The following is an 18,123-nucleotide window of genomic DNA, read 5'->3' on the forward strand; positions in this document are numbered from 1 at the left end:
CGCCCAACCTGTGCGGTCCAACTAAGAAAAACTTCCGACTGTGCATGACTAGTGGTGGAAAGTCCTTTCAAAACAGGGATATCCGGCTCTGGAAGGAGCTGGTGCAAGGTAGTGATCAGGCTTTGGGGCAGCTTAGGCATTGCTATTTCAAAGCGCTGCTGAATTACGGGTTCAAATTTGTCAAAGACGATGCGCTTGTGAAAGATTGTATCCAGGAGGTATTTATCGATCTCTGGAACAGCCGCGAAAGGGTCGCCGAGCCGACGCACGTCAAAGCCTATCTGTTGGTGTCGCTTCGCCGTAAGATAATCCGTAACCGACGCACGGTACATCCCTGGGACGATCAGGCCCATGCGATCAGCGACGATTATGACTTTTCCATCGAATTTTCTCCCGAGTGGCGGATGATCCGGGAAGAAACGCTGGCCCATAAAGCGCAGAAGATTTCGGAGATGCTCGACGCGCTGCCTGCACGCCAGCGGGAGGTAATCTATCTCAAATATTACCAGGAACTAAGTCGCGAAGAGATTTCCGCCATGCTCAATATAACTCCTCAGACAGTTTCCAACCTTCTTCAAATGGCTTACGGCCAGCTTCGTAAGCGGTTCAGCCCTACGGCTATCAGTACACTTCTTTCGATATTATTTGTTTGATTTTTAATAGGTTAATAATATTTAACTAAAAATATTTTAAAAAAATCTGAAAATTATGGTATCCCGGGGCCGCCACTTGTATCTCCCTGTTATAAGCGTTCCCCGATCATGGATTATCGACATTACACGGCTACCGATTTCGTTACCGATCCCTTTTTCAGATCCTGGGTATTGGATGAGGATCCCGAAGCGGCGGCTTTTTGGGAAAAATGGATGCTTGAAAATGCCGGCCACCGGGAAGAGCTGGACGAGGCGCGGGCATGGTTGTATGTGTTGGCCGGCAGAGCGTTGCATGTTGGAGCGGAAGAGCTGGATGCGCGTGTGCAGGATATGCTGGCACAGGCGGGCGGGCAGGTAATGCGTAGGGAAGCGCGTACGAGACCTGTATTTTACCGGTATTTCAGTGTTGCCGCGTCGGTATGCCTTGTGGCCGGGTTGGGCTGGCTGGGTTATCGTTCAATGGAAGGAAAGGCGGACCACAATGGCGGAATCGCCGGGATCAATTACAACGCGAAAGGCAATATTGTACGTTTCAATGGGACTGCGAAGCCAGTTGCTATTTTACTTGAAGACAGTAGCATAGTAACCCTGGCGCCGGAGAGCGAGCTCACATTTCCGGAAAAGTTCGCGCCGGAAAAGCGGGAAGTACATTTGAAGGGAGAGGCCTTTTTTCAGATCAGCCACAACCCTGACCGTCCGTTTCTCGTGAAAACGAGGGAATTGGTCACTCGGGTGCTCGGGACCAGTTTTACAGTCAGGTCGTTTGAAAAGGATTCGCAGGCCTCCGTATCGGTCAAAACAGGCCGGGTATCGGTGTATTCCATGAAGGAAGAGCAAGGTGCCGTCGCGCCCGAGAAAGTAGTGGGCGTGGTGCTGAAACCCAATCAGCGGGTATTGTTTGATAAAGAGGAATCCAGGTTGGTAAAAGTGATTGTGGACACGCCCATGAAAATAAGCGAAATACCTCCGGTATCATTGGTTTTTGATGAAGCACCGGTTGGTAATGTATTTAAAACACTTGAAAGAACGTACGGGATCGAACTGTCTTTCGATGAAGAAGTGCTGTCCGACTGCCAGTTAACGGCGAACCTTTCGGGACTGCCGATGTACCAGCAGCTTGACCTGATTTGCCGGATCATCCATGCAACATATGAGGTAGCCGATGGGCGGGTGATTATACATGGCCAGGGCTGCAAGGCCGATTGAAGTGGCATTCCTATCGTTTGAACGCCCACCGCAGACGCGGATGGGAATGGAGAATATTGTCTTTGTTTTTTGAGAATCGAACCAAAGTGAAACTGAATATGCCCGGAAATCTACCTTTTAAGACCAACGTGTGGGATATCATGAAATTATCCTTCTTACAGTTATGCATAATCGTCGCATCTTCGGGTGTAACGTTTAGTCATTACCGTTTATCGGCCCAAGATTTACTGGAAAGAAAGATCACACTCAAAGTAGAGGAAAAAAGCCTAAAAAGCGTGCTTTTTTCCATTGAACGAAGCTCGGAGATCAAGTTTATTTACAATCCGACTGAGGTGAAATCTTCAACGCGGATCAGCTTTCAGGCATCGAATGAACCATTGGCAGACGTGCTGGTGAGGTTGTTGAAACCGCTTTCAATCCGGTATGAATTGGTTGGTAGGCAGGTTATGCTTTTCAGGACCGACAAAAGCTCTTCGGTATCGGACGAAACAATGCCCGAGTCAGGTGAGCTGGATGAAATTCGCGACATGCTGGCCTCCATTAAAGGAAGGGTAACCGATGAAAAAGGGGACGGCCTGCCGGGAGTAAGCGTCGTAGTAAAGGGTACTTCTCGCGGTACGACCACGAATTCGGCAGGACAATATGAGCTCGAATCAGGCGAGGGAGAAACTACCCTGATATTTTCTTTCGTGGGTTATCTCTCGCAGGAAATCCGCATCGGCACGCGTTCGGAGTTGAATGTAGCTATGAAGATAGATACGAAGGCATTGGACGAAGTGGTAGTGGTAGGTTACGGGGAAATGAAAAGGGCGGACCTTACGACGGCCCAGACTTCGGTTTCGGCCAAAGACATTGCGCGTACGACCAATACCACCCTGGAACAGGCGATCCAGGGGCGTGCCGCTGGCGTGTACATTACGCAGAACTCCGGCCAGCCGGGCGGCGGTATTTCGGTGAATATCCGCGGGATCAATTCGATCAGCGGCAGCAACGAGCCTTTGTATGTCGTGGACGGTGTGCAGATCCAGGGGCAATCGGTGTCTTTCGGCGCGCAAAGTTCCTCGAATCCCCTGGCGGGTCTCAACCCGGCCGATATCGAATCCGTAGAGGTGCTGCAAGGTCCGTCGGCGACAGCTATTTACGGCTCCCGCGCAACTAACGGCGTTCTCCTGATCACGACCAAGCGGGGAAAGTCAGGCGATACCAAGATTGCTTATGGTTATCAGTTCAGTCTGCAAGCACCTCCCAGGCCGCTGAAGGTGATGGATTTGCGTCAGTATGCACAAATGGTGGGAGAATATCACCAGCTGGCAGGAGGCGAAACACCCGAGGAGTTTCTCGATCCTTCATTGCTTGGGAAAGGCACCGATTGGCAGAAGGAGCTTTTTAAAAATGCGCCGATGCATAAGCACCAGCTTAGTCTCAGCGGCGGAAACGACAGAACGACTTATTATTTGTCGGGCGAATACCTGAAACAGGACGGCGTCGCGCTGGGGTCGGGGTTCAACCGGTATGCATTCCGGCTCAATATGGACAACAAACCGCGCGAGTGGGCGAGCATCGGGGCAAATCTCAGTTTTAACCAAACGAACGATAACCTCACAACCAGCCAGGAGAACATTATCTCGAATGCTTTGCAACTAACGCCACAGGTGCCTGTCCGCAATATAGACGGCAGCTGGGGCGGAGGCGACGAAAATAACGGCGCGAATATCTTCGCACCCGTAAATCCGATCGCGATCGCGAACCTGACGACCAACAAGCTGGTGAGGAGGCAATTACTCGGTGGGTTCAATGTCGGCGTGCGGATTGCCAAAGGGCTGCAATTCAGGACATCTTTCAATACAAACCTGGGCTTTTCAAATTCTTCCTATTATATCCCGACCTACAAAATCGGCTGGGCGCAGAATGTGACAGCGTCCTATACGAACGGCTCCGGCGTGAATACCTACTGGAACTGGAACCAGCTGTTGGAATACAACACGCAGCTGGGCAAACATAGTATCAATGCCATGCTCAGCCACGAGTCGCAGGAATCGACCTGGAAAAACCTGTCCGGAGGCCGGACCGGTTTCCTGACGAACGACATTCTCGATCTGGCAGCTGGGGATGCGCTCACGGCCAGTAACTCGGGCGGGTCGGGGGAATGGGCCATGGAATCGTACCTGGGAAGATTGAACTATAACTTTGCGGATCGTTATATTGTCATGGCTACCATCCGGCGCGATGGTTCGGCCAATTTCGGTGCCGATAACAAATGGGGTTTCTTTCCATCCGTGTCGGCTGCGTGGCGCGTCTCGCAGGAGCCATTCTTCCACGTGCCGGCTATCAGCGAGTTGAAATTGCGTTTCGAAACCGGTGTTACCGGGAATCAGGGCAGCGGTGGTATTTATTCGCCGATGGGCACCGGCGCGACACCTACCACCACGGGCTTTTTGCCTACCAAATACGCAAACGACGGGCTGAAATGGGAGGAAACAAAAACGAACAACTTCGGGATCAACCTCGCGGTGTTCCAAAACCGCATTCAGTTTGAATTTGATTTTTATATCAAGAATACCGACAACCTGTTGATGGAAAAGCCGTTGCCCTGGTATATGGGCACCAACGGAACGGGCGCGGTGGGCTCTCCGACGGTCAATATCGGCGCATTACAGAATAAGGGGTGGGGATTTACGCTTAATACGGTCAATGTCAACCGCGGCGGGTTTAAATGGGAGTCCAACCTGAATATTTCGAGCTTTAAAACGAAGATCAAGTCGTTCTATTCCGATGCGGCGTTTGTGGACCGTACATCGTGGTGGCTCGCCGACTGGACACAGCGTTCGGAGGTAGGAAAGGCGCCTTGGCTGTTCCGCGGATATATTGAGGAAGGGTTGTTCCAATCGGTGGAAGAAATCGAAAAGAGCCCGTTGCCTGTGGACAATAATGGCGTAAAACTGCCGATCAATGAGAATAACATCTGGGTGGGCGACGTGAAATTCAAGGATGTCAATGGCGACGGGATTATCAACGAAAAAGACCAGACGGTGATCGGCAACCCCTGGCCGAAGATGTTTGCGGGTTTTACCAACACATTTTCCTATAAAGGATTCGACCTGAGTATTTTGCTGACCAGTACTTATGGAAACGATGTGTATAATTTTCTGGGCAAGCTGAATACCAATGCGAGCAATATCAACCTGAGCCGTAACCTGCTCGTGCATGCGATGGATTATGCCAAACCGGTGAAAAACGATGACGGCACAGTTACCCTGGCGAATCCTGGCACGGACGTAGCGCGCATTTCGAATGGCCCGAACGGCAACTTCGCCCGCCACACCGACAAATGGGTGGAGGACGGTTCGTTTATCCGTCTGAAAAATATTTCACTGACTTACAATCTGCCGGTTTCGCTGGTCTCGCGCCAGAAAGTCATCAGAGGAGCGCGGCTGTCTGTGGGCGCTCAGAACGTAGCCACACTCACCGGCTACACAGGTTTTGATCCGGAAGTGGGGGCATATGTTTCGAGAGATGCCAGTCCGGCGAACCAGGCGATCGGCCTCGATTACGGGCGCTATCCGCTGACACCGGTTTACACATTCAGTTTAGGATTGGATTTCTAAAACAGCCGAAAAATGAAATATTTGGAAAACATTTACATCAAGCTGATTGCCATCCTTCCGCTCGCACTCCTTGGCGCCTGTTCGGAAGATTTTCTGGAACGGCCACCGAAAGACTCCATTGTAGATGCCGGTTTTTACCAGACCGACGACCAGGTACTGGCCAGCACGGCATTGCTGTACAGCAAGGTTTGGTTCGACTATAACGACAAAGCCTCTTATAATTTGGGTGATTTTCGTGCGGGAACTGCTTTTTCTGCCTGGAACGACAGGGGGAATGTGCTTTTCAATACAACCGGGAACACCCCTGAGAACGGTTCGGCATGGCGGTCGTTCTTTATCGTGGTAGGGCAATCGAACCTGGCCATCCAGAATATTCAGAAATATGCGGGGCCGTCGGTATCTCCGGCCATCAAAAGGCACGCTATGGCCGAAGCGCGGTTCATGCGGGCATTGGCCTACCGCTTCCTGGTCATGAACTGGGGTGCAGTGCCCGTGATCGAGAACAACCTGACCTTGCTTTCGGATACGACCGTGCAGCGCAACACGCCCAAAAGCGTATGGAAATTTATTACTGGCGAAATGCGCCAGATTGCCGAGGATTTGCCGGAGAAACCGGTACGGGTCGGAAGGCTTACCAGATGGTCGGCGGAGGGTATGCTGGCCCGTTTTTATCTCATACGTGCGGGCGTGGAAGCGGGCGCGTCAGGCCAGCGCAACCAGGTATTTCTGGACAGTGCGAAATACTATGCCGAACGCGTGATAACCCTCAGCGGAGCATCGCTGCTGAAAAATTATGCCAATCTTTTCCTGTATCCTTATGATAACAATGCGGAATCTTTGTTCTCGCTGCAATGGGTGTACTCGCCCGGCGCCTGGGGTACGCAAAATTCCACCCCGGCGTACCTGGCCTATGGTCCGGACATTGCCAATGGCGACGGCTGGGGCGGCGACAAGGGGGCAACCTGGTGGGTCATGCAGCAGTACGAGGGTATTAAAACCGTTTCGGAAACGGTACTGCAGGGCCGGACGGTCGATCAGCGATTGAAAGCGACATTTATGTTGCCCGGGGCAAGCTATCCCGAGATTACGCAGACAATCCCCGGCGGAAGCCAGAAACTGGTTTTTCCCTTTGTTGGAACCGACAACAATTTTATCGCCATCAAAAAATACATCACAGGTAAAGCCGCCGATGTGGGCGGGCAGGCTGCGCAGCAAAACTATGGCCACGACACTTATATGATGCGCCTTGCCGAAATGTACCTGACGTACGCAGAGGCAGTTTTGGGTAATAATGCTTCTACCAATGACACGAAGGCGCTGCAATATTTTAATCAGGTGCATACCCGGGCAGGCCTTTCGCCGGTTACCGGGCCGCTTACTTTCGATCAGATTTTTAAAGAGCGCATCGTAGAATTCGCCATGGAAGGAATGGCATGGTACGACCTTGTGAGCCTGCATTACTATAATCCAACCAAGGCTTACGCGATCCTCAATGCGCAGGACCGGGGATTCTTCTTTACAAAACCGGACCGCGTCCCTGATCCGACGTCATGGACGTTCACGAAAACAGCCTGGGCAACCGCCGAACGAAAAATAGACGCGAATAGTGGGAATTTCCTGTTGCCTATTCCATCGGCGGAGCTTAGCCAGGCGCCTAATCTTCAAAAACCGGCGGTCGATTATCAATCCAAATAGTTTTACTGGCATTTTATGAATAAGCTATTCATTTTCAGATATCTGGCGCTGATCACCGCATTGGGGCTGATCGCGGTAATCAATATTTCCTGCGAGAAGGACGATCTGCCGAGCAACGGAGAGCCTGTCATCAGTTTTATCCGTGTAACCGATCCGGAGGACGCCGATTCGCTGCTTACCGGAGCGGGACAGGGAAACCTGATCGCTATTGTCGGTCAAAACTTGCAGGACGCGAAGGAAATCTGGTTCAATGACCAGCGGGCAAGCCTGACGCCGACGTACATTACGAGCACGACGATCCTGGTAACAGTTCCGGCACAGATTCCCGACGAGATCAGCAACAAAATGCGGATCATCTTCACCAATGGCAAAATACTCGAACACGACTTTGAGGTCAAGATCAGCGAACCGTTCATATCGGCGATGCTGAGTGAATATGTGCCGACCGGAGGCGTGGCGACGATCCGCGGTGATTTCTTTTACCAACCGCTCACCGTGACATTTGCAGGTGGAAAGGAAGGGACGCTGGTCAATGTGAAGGACAAGGAAATACAGGTAACCGTACCGGAAGGTGCGCAACCGGGGCCTGTTACGATTAAAACCAAATTTGGTGAAATGAAGTCCGATCTCTGGTTTCGTGATAACCGAAACATTTTTCTGAGCAGCGATCCGTTTACAGGCTGGTGGAACGCGGCGTTTGTTGTATCGAAGCCCGGTGCCGGTGATCCGCCGGCCATCAATGGCAATTATATTCGGGTTAAAAAGGCTATCGGCGGCTGGCAATGGACAGAAGTGGCAGGTGGCCCACCCGATGCAATGGGTGCTATCAGCAAGAATATCCCCGATTCGGCGATCCTGAAACCTGCCGATTATTTCCTGAAATTTGAAGTCAATACGGTTAAACCCTACAACAATAATGTATTGAAGATTACTGCGGGGGTGGCGAGTGGCTTCAACGATAGCCAGTATACCTGGCTGCCGCCTTACGATACCAAAGGCCAATGGCAAACGGTGGTCATACCTTTCGACGAAATCGCGGCAAGCTATGAAAGTGCCGGTTCAAAACTCACTGTCAGCGAAAAGGGCTACTACACGCGCTTGCTGTTCCACGGCGGCGGGGATCTGGACTGCGATATGGCATTCGATAATTTCAGGATCGTGCGGAAGGGAGCAGATGATTGAATGATTGAATGATTGAATGATTGAATGAGCCGCCGTGGAACGGGGAATGATTGAATTGTTACGCCTGACTATTCATGACTACGCCTGACCTTTTCATTCGATCATTCACGTATTCAAAATTCAATCATTCGTATCTTGCGTTTCTACTAATCCTGAACCCATGAAACGCAGAAAAGTTATTCAAGGTCTTTCTACATTGCCATTACTCAGCTCGTTATCCGCCGCCGGAATGCGGAGCGAGCATGTTTCCCGGAAGAAAAGGCGGGACCTTATTGCAGAGCTGGGAATCCGCTCATTCATCAATGCAGCCGGAACGCTCACCTATATGTCCGGGTGCATTATGCACGAAGAGGTCGTGCAGACAATTGAAAATACATCCCGGCATTTTTGCATGATCGATGAAGTACAGGATAAGGTAGGGGAGAAGATTGCGAAACTTGTGCATTCGGAGGCGGCTATGGTTACCTGCGGCGCTTTCTCGGCCATGACGCTCGGCCTTGCGGGTGTGCTCACGGGCCTGGATGTACGTAAGGTGGAACAATTGCCGCATCTCGAAGGAACCGGCATGAAGTCGGAGGTGATTTGTCAGAAATCCCACAATGAGCGATACAACCATGCTTTTTTGAATACGGGTTGTACCGTGGTGGAAGTCGAAACCATTGCAGATGTCGAGAAAGCAATCAATGAAAAAACAGCGCTGCTACATTTCCTGAATATTACGGCCAATGCAGGGCAGATCAAGCAAGAGGAGTGGGTCGCATTAGGCAAAAAATACAATATCCCGACATCGATCGACATCGCGGCCGATGTGCCGCCGGTATCCAATCTCTGGAAATTCAACGATATGGGCTTCGACCTGGTTTTTATATCGGGCGGCAAAGCGATGCGTGGCCCGCAAAGCGCGGGGATATTAATGGGTCGCAAAGATATTGTCGCGGCCGCACGCCTGAACGCACCCCCACGCGGGTATACGGTCGCACGCGGGCACAAGGTTAATAAAGAAGAAATACTGGGCATGTATGTGGCGCTCGAAAAGTTTGTTTCCGGTGATCATGACCGGGAATGGAAGGAGTGGGAAGCCCAGATCGCGCGCATTGAAGGAGCCGTGAAGGATTTACCCGGTGTCACTACCAAAGTGACGGTTCCCGAATTGGGAAATATCACACCGACCCTGACAATCAGCTGGGACGACAGCATCGTAAAACTGAACGGCCGCGAGCTGCGCGACAAGCTACGGTTCGGTAACCCGTCGATAGAGGCAGGCTTTTCGGGATTGCCGTTGTACTACTACCAGGCCGGCTCCGATTCGGTGGATCCCGCCATGGAAGAAACGCTTAAAGGCGCCAATCTCATCCGCGTAACAGCCTGGATGTTGCAGCCAGGAGAAGATAAGGTCGTGGGACGTAGGATACGGGAAGAATTACTTGCAGGAATGCGCGTTTGATCTTCGAAAGCCTTAGTCCCTCAGCAAAGAAACCCTCTGATAAAGCTCGATAACTGTGGTAACACCGAATTTTTCGAAAATCCGGGCTTTATAGGTGCTCACAGAGCTGCCGGTTATATTCAGGAATGTGGCTATTTCTTTGGTCCATTTACCTTGCAGGAGCAGGTCCATTACTTCCAGTTCGCGCTGTGAGAGCGCGGCGAGCGGGTTGTCCTGGCGCAGTTTCGGCACGATATTGCCGCCCAGGAGCGAGTGTTGTACCAAGTCACTCACATACCGGCCATGCATTAGAACGGCCGTTATCGCTGTCCGGATTTCCCGCGTAGACGAACTTTTGGAAAGAAAACCGTTGGCGCCCGCTTTGAGATAATGCATCGCATATACTTCTTCGTCCATCCCCGAAAACATCATAATAGGCACATCCGGTTGAAGCCGCCGTAATTTTCCGATCATTTGAAAACCTTCGCCGTCGGGAATGTTAATGTCAAGAATGATGAGATCCAGTTTCTGGACTGACACAATATGAAGGGCGTCGGAAAAGTTGTCGGCTTCCCAGGGGGTAAACGCCGGCACCACATCGCGTATAATGAAGAGGGTTGCCAACCTTACGATGGAGTGATCTTCAACGAGTAGTATGTGTTTCATTAACGAAAAGGGTCAGAATGTGTTTCCCAAACGAGAACAGGAGATCGTTCCTGGCGGTAAATTTAAGTTACCGACTCATGTATTTTTGTAGCGCTGGAACAAAAAGTGACTAGAATCATTTCTATCGCTATTTAAGAAAATCTACATATAATAGGCTGTTAATCAAGTAATTGTATACAAAAATAGAACTAATTTCAATTCAAATAAAAACTCCTTAATTACTTGGAGGTGACTTGTGTAGTAGTTTTAACGCCACGTTTGTTTACAAAATTTCTACTTCTATATTTGTTCAATATATTTTTGCGAAATAGTTCGGGAGTTAAATTCCTAAGAGCCGCCGGCTATCCAGGCAAGGTTCCTTTTTTCTTTTTTTGTGAATAGGCTAGTTGTTTCTCTGACGTTCATCTGCATATGTCTCCTTTGGGGAAAGACCTTTTCCCAGAAAGGATATACCGTAAAGCACTTTACGGATGATAATGGTATGCCTCAAAACAGCGTCAAAAGTCTCGCCGCAGACGCCGAGGGTTTTATCTGGATCGCTACTGAAAACGGCCTGGCCCGTTTCGACGGTCATCGGTTCAATGTTTTTGATAAATCGTTCGTAGGTACAACGAGTAATCGTTTTTATATGCTATCGCCCTCGATGAACCAGACGGGCGCCGGCCGGCCAGGACAGGAGAAGTCTGGACGGGAGATTTATGCGGCTGCCGACTATAACCAGTTTGTGAAGATCGAGAATGGCGGCGCGAAGGTCGATTCGCTTTACTATCGAAGCAAAATCATGACGCTTCCGCATTTCGATAACGGAAACCCACAAACGCTTATCTCGGTCGGTATTCCCACCTACCTGAGAGATGTTGCGGCCCCGGCCCACTATATCATTCCCGACAGCTACGGAGAAGGGAAATTCTATTTGATTGACAGCGGCTCGGTGCAACTGTACCATGGAAATCGGAAACTGTCACACACGCCGTTTGCGCCCGACAAGTTGTTGTTGTGGTGGAATTACTTCATGCTGGGCGACAAACTGTATTATGGCAAGGAAAATGGGCAGGTCCTTGGTATTTCCGCCACGGGTGTAAGTCAGGTCGGTATTTATGGCGATATGCTTCGCGATAACGGTTATGACGGACGGTTTGAAGGCATGAAGGTATTCTGGAACATCACATCCGACCAGCTGTTTTTCTACCATCGCAAGAAATTGTATATGGTAACCGAGCTACCTCGCCGCGGGCTGACTACCCAGCTGGTGGCCGACGGATACGACCTCGACGAGCAGGTGATCCAGTCGGTGTACCGCGATCCTGTTACGGAAACGCTATTCCTCGGAAGCCCGTCGAAAGGCCTGTTTGTGCTCACGCCGCAGACTTTTGAGGCATTGACTTCGCCGGAAGCCGATATCGCGAACGTCTATTACGCTACCGTCCCCAAAGGCGATAGCAGCGTATTGACACCGACCGGCGTTGTGTTCAGTAAGGACCCTGTCACCGGCGAAGTTGTGACCCAAAAGGTACCGATTCTCGAAGAACTGAACACTGGCGACAAGCGCAGTCTTTTTTATGATAAGGATGGATTGTTATGGTTCAAAACGGGGGACTTCCTGTATCAGGTGGATATACAGGCCAACAGGATGTTGCGCAAACTGGCCTTCTATACCGAAATCAAGCACATTTATGCGGACAAGGATGGAAAGGTTTGGATCGCAACGGGTACGAAAGGAATTTACTGTTTAGATCCCTCGGAAAAAGAAGCGCGGCCGAAATTGATCAGGGGTGCCATTAAGGGCACCTATTTCCAAATGTTCGGCGATCAGATGCTTGTGGCCTCGACTGCCGGGCTGTATGCGTTCGACCGGCATTCGAGAGAAGCGAACCTGGTTAAAGGTACGGACGGGATTTACATCAAAAGTTTGTATGTCGACAAGGCCAAACGAATCTGGATGACTGCAAACGGCGAAGGTTTGTTAATGTACGAAAAGAACAAACTGACCCGTTTCCCGCTCGACCGGGCGGGATATCTGGGTAGTCCGCATTGTATCGTAGATGATGGCCGGGGATATTTCTGGATCCCTACGGATAAGGGGCTGTTCCAGATGGCCGTCAAAGATCTGCTCGACTATGCAGAGACACCATTTGATATTTTTTACCTCTATCATGCCAAGGAAGAAGGTTTTCTGACGAACGAATTCAATGGCGGATGCCAACCCTGCGCCTCAACCTTGAAAAACGGTACCATTTCGCTGCCCTCGCTCAACGGGCTGATCTGGTTCCGGCCCGAGAGGGTGATCAAAAAAGTGCCGTCGGCGCGCATTATTCTTGACAGGATCCTAGTGAACAGGCAATGGCTGACGGGACTGGGCGACACGCTGGTCTTGCCGGCAAACCCGGTGCAGTCGAGATTCTTCTTTTCGACACCTTATTATGGTGATGCCTACAATCTGAACCTTTCCTATGCGCTGGTTGATGCCGGTGAGCGCGTACAGGCTTCGGACTGGATACCGATCCAGAGTAACGATTTCAGCATTGTATTTTCCAACCTTAGCCATGGCATGCATACGCTCCTGGTACGAAAAGTGAATGGTTTTGGCAAGGGAAACCACACGATCCGGAAGATCTGCGTAATCGTGCCGCCACTTTGGTATCAGACCTGGTGGGCGAAAATATTGCTTGTTCTGGCAATCATAGGAGGCTTTTTTCTCTACAACGGCTTCCGATTGCGCAACATATCACGAGAGAAGGAGCGGCTGGAAGAGATTGTGGCCAAACGTACGGAAAGCCTCAACCTCGCGCTGCGGGATGTAGAGGAATCGAAAAACGAGATGGAGCGGCAGCTGCACATGTTGTCGAGATTGCTGGCCTCGATGACCCATGATATACAGTCTCCGCTGAACTACATTATGCTCACGTCCGGTGCGATCCCGGCAATGATCGATAAGGGTGAACTGGCTGTGGTTTCGGAGATAGGGCAGGTGATTTCTAATTCGTCGCGCCGGATGAGCGACCTGTTGCGCGGACTGCTCGATTACATCAAAGTACATGTGTACGGTAATAGCATTCAGTTCGAGAATGTCGCGCTGAGCCAGCTTGTTGAGAGCAAATACGAGCTATTTAAAACGGCCAGCGAAGAAAAGGGCAACATTTTCAAAAACGAAGTGCCCGATAACCTGACGGCTCCTTCCGACGCCCAGATGCTCGCGATCATGGTCCATAACCTGCTCGATAACGCGGTCAAATTTACGCATAACGGCACTATCAGCGTCACCGCCTCCGAAGATACAGGCTCCGGCGTGGTGATGCGCATTTCCAACTCAGGGGCAGGCATTCCGCTCCATGTCATCGAAATCATCAACACTCCGGATCAGGAAGGAGCCGATGATGTGGTGACGCCATTCGGCCGTAAAACAGGCCTGGGGCTGTTGATCGTCAAAGAGGTAGCCGTGCTGATCGACGTCCGGTTGCATGTCAGTAGTGAAGCAGAGCAAACGTGTTTTACCCTGCAATTCAATCCGGCTAAAACTGTTTAAGGAGCGAAACCTTTTTGGAAAGTTCGATAGAATCCACAACATCGAGCTTGTTGAAAATCCGGCGTTTATAGGTACTGACCGTATTTTCTTTCACATTCATAATCGCGGCGATCTCTTTGGTCCATTTACCCTCCGTCAGCAGCTGCATTACGCGCATTTCGTTGGGGGAAAGGCTGGTAATGGGGTTCATTGCCTTACCAAAATTATTGTCCTTGATTGTATTGAGCAGGATTTGCTGAACCTGGTAACTTACATATTTACCTTTGCTCATAACCGCTTTCAAGGCGGTTTTGAACTCATCGTGCGAAGCCTGTTTGGAAAGAAAGCCGTTTGCACCTGCCTTGATGTAGGGCAATGCGTACACTTGCTCGTCGTACCCGGAATGAATAAGAATGATGATATCGGGCTGTTTGCTCCGGATCATATTCATCATTTTGATGTTCTCTCCACCGGGAATGTCTATGTCGAGGATCAGGAGATCGAACCTTTCCTGGTCGAGCAAAATCAGGCCCTCCGGAAATGTATCGCATTGGGTAACAGTAGCCCTGGACTCGGATTCGGAAATCAGGAGTTTCAGTCCCATCCGTATAAGCGGGTGATCTTCGACGATCAATATTTTCATAAACTGTCGATCAAGAGGTGTCTGTGGGTAACACACAAATCTAAAAATTTCTTAAAGCCTCTACTTGTAGAAATGTATCTACGATCGAAACGTTTTAACTCTATAAATGCACGCTTGCATAGTTGTTAAATTTGTGCATTAATTAACGTTGAGTATCATAAATATCCTTCCGGCGCCTGTTGGAGGGATATTTTTTTTAAATTACTAAATTTACGCTGTGAACGATCAGCAAAAACAATTCATTCTTGCTTTCATGGCATATGCGGCCCAGCGTGACATTTCGCTGGAAAAGCTTTGTCGTCTTTCGGGTATCAACCTGCAAGCGCTGACTTCCGGCGGGCCGGTCGACATCAGTCGGAAGCAGTTCAACGACCTCTGGCTGAATGCCTGCCACCTGAGCGGTGACCCGCTGTTTGGGTTGCACCTGGGAGAGTCGTTACAACTGGCTGCGTTGGGGATTGTCGGAGAGATCGTCAAGAGCAGTACGACGGTTGGTCAGGGAATAGAACATGCAGTTGCGCTCACGCCGCTGATCACCGACCTGTTTGGCATGACCATCGAGCGAGATGCAGGTACATTTACGCTCCGCCTGATTCCCGACGAAGTGAATCAGGCCGCCTCGCCTTTCGCATTCAGCCAAATGGCCGATTTCTTCCTCGTTTTCGCCGTTCACGAGCTCGACGGCCTCATTCTTGCCCGCATAAGGCCCGAGCGTGTAACCATGCCCTTCGCCGACAAGGCCGCCGTAGAACTGGAACGCGTCCTGCGTTGTACCCCGACCCGCTCCGGGGGCGATTATTCGATTACGTTCGATCTCAAATATTGGGATATGCCTATCCTTACAGCCGACTATGCGTTGCAGGAAAGCCTTTTGCAAAAAATCAATGCGGTAGCACCCGGCAGGTTGACGAGTGATTCGTGGCAGGATAAAGTGCAGCAATATTTACTGAAAAACGCATATCTCGGCATTGTCCCGCTTGAAGAAATAGCAGCCAATTTCAATGTAAGCCCTCGTAGTCTGCAACGAAAGTTGAAGGACGAGCAGGTCACCTATCAGGAACTGGCCGATGACGTACGTAAATCGCTCGCCCTTCATTACCTCGAAACCGGCGGATATTATGCCAAAGAGATTTCTTATATGTTGGGATACAATGAATTGAGCGCATTCTCGCGCGCATTCAAACGCTGGACGGGAAAGGCTCCGGGAGGTTATCGGAGGAATTTTGAGTGAATGGGTCATTCATTTCCCGTTCCCCATCTCTTGTTCGGCATCGGGCCCATTTCGAGTTCCAGTGTTCCGCCATTTACCAGTTCTTCATGCGAGAATGTCGGTACATTCAATGCTTTGCCATTCATTTTGGCGCTTTGAATGTATTTGTTTACCACCGAGCAATTTTTTGCAACAACCCTAAACTCCTTACCTCCGGGCAGGTCGATCGTCACTTTCTCGAAAACAGGGCTACCGATGGTGTAAACCGGCAGACCCGGCGTGATAGGGTAAAAGCCCATGGACGAGAATACGACAAATGCCGTCATACCGCCGCCGTCCTCGTCACCCGGTATCCCGAAAATGTTGTCCTTGAACCATACATCAAGCAGAAAGCGCACGCGTTTTTGTGTTTTCCAGGGCGCATCTGTGAAGTTGTAGAGGTATGGAATATGAAAACTCGGCTCGTTACCCATCGAATATTGTCCTACCAGGCCCGTCGCATCCGGGAATTTACCCCAGAATTCGTATTTGCTGTGGCCTAGCCCTTCCCGGTAAAGCTGATCGAGGCCGTTTTCGAAATTCTTTTTGCCGCCCATCAGGCCTACGAGTCCGTTTATGTCGTGCTGTACCTGCCACTTATAGGTCCAGCCATTGTTTTCGTCATAAAAATCGCGGCCGCCCATTCCACCATCGAACTTCGGGTCGATGGCAATCCATTTTCCCTGGCTGTCTTTGGGAATGAACATCTGCTTTTCGTCGTTCCAGAGGTTTTGGTAATTCTTCGCCCGGATATTGAATTTTTGGTAATCAGCGTTTTTGCCGAGGTCTTTGGCAAGTTGGCCCACTGCCCAATCGTCATAGGCACCGCCTAAGGTAACCGCAACCGCCTGACGTTTTTCAAAGCCGTCTACCAGTTTCACTGTCTCCTTTTCACCAGGGCGTAGGGCGGGGAAAAAGCCTTTGGAATGATAGATGTCATCGAGCTCGCATTTCGCGCCGTTCCGCCAGGGGAGCATGGTGGCCTGTTCGGCGTTCTTTTTCATGGCTTCGTATGCCTTCGCAATATCAAAGTTTTTGAGGCCTTTGCGATAGCCGTCGAGGAGGGTTATCGACGAATGGAAGCCGTTCATACACGCGTGGTCGCCGAAAAGTACCGGAAAAGTGGGCAACCAGCCGCTCTGCTCATACATATTCACAAACGATTGCAACATGTCCTCTTCCTGCGCCGGATTGAGAATTACGCGCAGCGGATGGTGGGCCAGGTAAGTGTCCCAGGTCCAGTCGTCTACATAAAATGGCCGGTTGCTGGTGTGGACCTTTTTGTCATAACCACTGTAATATTGGTTGTCTTCCGAAATATCCACCATCCGCTCATAAGTGCGGTAGAGCGATGAATAAAAGCTGCGTTTTTGCGCTTCGGTACCTCCTTCGACATGGATCTGGCCTATTGTTTTCGACCAGGTCTGTTCACCAGCCTTTTTGAGATCATCAAATCCCGTGTTTTTTACTTCATTCTCAAAATTCTTTTTCGCTTGTCCGGCGCTTACAAACGAAATGGCATAACGAAATTCGATGGAAGAAGCACTGTCAGGAAAAGTAATGTAGGCTTTGGCTACATTATCTTCACCATTCAGCGAACCGGTTTTACCCGCCTGACTGAATGTTCCATAGAGGTAAACAGGTATGTCGTCGTGGTAAATTTCACGTGCAATGATTTCTTTCCCTCCCTCGAATTTCCAGCTGGCTTCGCCGCTATTATACTGGTCGAAAAGAATGCTTTTATGACCGTTTTTACGAAATTCGAAACGGTAAATGCCCGCTTTTTTACCCGGAACAAACTCGACTTTTACTTCATCTTCAATCAGATAAGTAGCATAATAATAGGGCCGAAGTACTTCCAGGTCGTGGTCGTAGGTCATTTTGTGTTTCCACGAGGCGGCACTGACGGGCAGGATACTCGGGTGCAATGCGAACGCCTGACCGAGCCTGTGGGATACGATAATGGCGGGGAAACTGGAAATCTGGTCGTCGAGATAGTCCTGGCGGACGGGGAACATCCGCATCATCTGATTGGGCAGCTGCACGGTGGGTCGGGTTGGTTCCAGGAGTTGGCCGACGTTCCCAACGCGGAGATCTACATATTGGAGGTTATCTTTTTCAGGATTTTTTTGTGCTGGGCTGGTTAGTGAATGCAAACAAAAAGCAAGTATGAACGAGGAGGTTGTTAGGTTTTTAAAAGGTAGGATCATGCTAAATCAAATTTTAATTACGGTTTCGGCGCTTATATTTTCAATGATTGATGTTTTACAAAGTATAGATAATGGTTTGTTCCGGGCTT

11 protein-coding genes are annotated in these 18,123 nt (G+C 50.2%); 8 read left to right on the forward strand and 3 right to left on the reverse strand.

Annotated features, from left to right (window positions below; translation table 11 throughout):
• The first annotated feature begins 44 nt into the window (after nt 1–44).
• The 6 genes from AAHB90_RS02820 to AAHB90_RS02845 all read left to right on the forward strand — a co-directional run bounded on the left by AAHB90_RS02820 (nt 45) and on the right by AAHB90_RS02845 (nt 9,785).
• Nucleotides 45–653 carry an RNA polymerase sigma factor gene (locus AAHB90_RS02820; RefSeq protein WP_342083387.1) on the forward strand — a complete coding sequence of 203 codons (609 nt, stop codon included), beginning with the start codon at nt 45–47 and terminating at the stop codon, nt 651–653.
• A 108-nt stretch (nt 654–761) separates the two neighbouring features.
• Nucleotides 762–1,859, forward strand: coding sequence for a FecR family protein (locus tag AAHB90_RS02825; protein ID WP_342083388.1), 1,098 nt, complete (start codon nt 762–764; stop codon nt 1,857–1,859).
• A gap of 140 nt (nt 1,860–1,999) precedes the next feature.
• Nucleotides 2,000–5,464 (forward strand): TonB-dependent receptor, encoded by a 3,465-nt coding sequence (locus AAHB90_RS02830; RefSeq protein ID WP_342083389.1) that lies wholly within the window; start codon nt 2,000–2,002, stop codon nt 5,462–5,464.
• A gap of 12 nt (nt 5,465–5,476) precedes the next feature.
• Nucleotides 5,477–7,159 (forward strand): RagB/SusD family nutrient uptake outer membrane protein, encoded by a 1,683-nt coding sequence (locus AAHB90_RS02835; RefSeq protein ID WP_342083390.1) that lies wholly within the window; start codon nt 5,477–5,479, stop codon nt 7,157–7,159.
• Nucleotides 7,160–7,174: 15 nt separating this feature from the next.
• On the forward strand, nt 7,175–8,341 hold the full coding sequence (locus tag AAHB90_RS02840) for a glycan-binding surface protein (protein WP_342083391.1): 1,167 nt from the start codon (nt 7,175–7,177) through the stop codon (nt 8,339–8,341).
• A gap of 160 nt (nt 8,342–8,501) precedes the next feature.
• Complete coding sequence (locus AAHB90_RS02845) at nt 8,502–9,785, forward strand: aminotransferase class V-fold PLP-dependent enzyme (protein ID WP_342083392.1); 1,284 nt, start codon at nt 8,502–8,504, stop codon at nt 9,783–9,785.
• A 12-nt stretch (nt 9,786–9,797) separates the two neighbouring features.
• Here AAHB90_RS02845 and AAHB90_RS02850 read toward each other — a convergent pair whose 3' ends face one another.
• On the reverse strand, nt 9,798–10,430 hold the full coding sequence (locus tag AAHB90_RS02850) for a response regulator transcription factor (RefSeq protein ID WP_342083393.1): 633 nt from the start codon (nt 10,428–10,430) through the stop codon (nt 9,798–9,800).
• A 481-nt stretch (nt 10,431–10,911) separates the two neighbouring features.
• On the opposite strand from AAHB90_RS02850, the gene AAHB90_RS02855 reads away from it, so the two are divergent.
• Nucleotides 10,912–13,953, forward strand: a complete 3,042-nt coding sequence (locus AAHB90_RS02855) for a sensor histidine kinase (RefSeq protein ID WP_342083394.1) — start codon at nt 10,912–10,914, stop codon at nt 13,951–13,953.
• Here AAHB90_RS02855 and AAHB90_RS02860 read toward each other — a convergent pair.
• Nucleotides 13,940–14,575 carry a response regulator transcription factor gene (locus AAHB90_RS02860; protein WP_342083395.1) on the reverse strand — a complete coding sequence of 212 codons (636 nt, stop codon included), beginning with the start codon at nt 14,573–14,575 and terminating at the stop codon, nt 13,940–13,942. The two genes, AAHB90_RS02855 and AAHB90_RS02860, sit on opposite strands and share 14 nt — an antisense overlap.
• A 217-nt stretch (nt 14,576–14,792) precedes the next feature.
• Between AAHB90_RS02860 and AAHB90_RS02865 the strand changes: the two genes are divergently transcribed.
• A complete protein-coding gene (locus AAHB90_RS02865; protein WP_342083396.1) occupies nt 14,793–15,806 on the forward strand; it encodes an AraC family transcriptional regulator in 1,014 nt (337 codons plus the stop codon).
• Between the two features lie 5 nt (nt 15,807–15,811).
• On the opposite strand, the gene AAHB90_RS02870 is transcribed toward AAHB90_RS02865, so the two are convergent.
• Entirely contained in the window at nt 15,812–17,980 is a 2,169-nt protein-coding gene (locus AAHB90_RS02870; RefSeq protein ID WP_342083397.1) for a GH92 family glycosyl hydrolase, read from the reverse strand.
• Between the last annotated feature and the right edge of the window lie 143 nt (nt 17,981–18,123).

Source organism: Dyadobacter sp. OTU695 (assembly GCF_038440355.1).
In the GTDB taxonomy this organism is placed as follows: Bacteria; Bacteroidota; Bacteroidia; order Cytophagales; family Spirosomataceae; genus Dyadobacter.

What these genes read in the sequence shown, in the direction of transcription:
- AAHB90_RS02820 (WP_342083387.1), top strand. Translation starts at nt 45, where the DNA reads ATGACTAGTGGTGGAAAGTCCTTTCAAAACAGGGATATCCGGCTCTGG.
- AAHB90_RS02825 (WP_342083388.1), top strand. Translation starts at nt 762, where the DNA reads ATGGATTATCGACATTACACGGCTACCGATTTCGTTACCGATCCCTTT.
- AAHB90_RS02830 (WP_342083389.1), top strand. Translation starts at nt 2,000, where the DNA reads ATGAAATTATCCTTCTTACAGTTATGCATAATCGTCGCATCTTCGGGT.
- AAHB90_RS02835 (WP_342083390.1), top strand. Translation starts at nt 5,477, where the DNA reads ATGAAATATTTGGAAAACATTTACATCAAGCTGATTGCCATCCTTCCG.
- AAHB90_RS02840 (WP_342083391.1), top strand. Translation starts at nt 7,175, where the DNA reads ATGAATAAGCTATTCATTTTCAGATATCTGGCGCTGATCACCGCATTG.
- AAHB90_RS02845 (WP_342083392.1), top strand. Translation starts at nt 8,502, where the DNA reads ATGAAACGCAGAAAAGTTATTCAAGGTCTTTCTACATTGCCATTACTC.
- AAHB90_RS02850 (WP_342083393.1), bottom strand. Translation starts at nt 10,430, where the DNA reads ATGAAACACATACTACTCGTTGAAGATCACTCCATCGTAAGGTTGGCA.
- AAHB90_RS02855 (WP_342083394.1), top strand. Translation starts at nt 10,912, where the DNA reads ATGCCTCAAAACAGCGTCAAAAGTCTCGCCGCAGACGCCGAGGGTTTT.
- AAHB90_RS02860 (WP_342083395.1), bottom strand. Translation starts at nt 14,575, where the DNA reads ATGAAAATATTGATCGTCGAAGATCACCCGCTTATACGGATGGGACTG.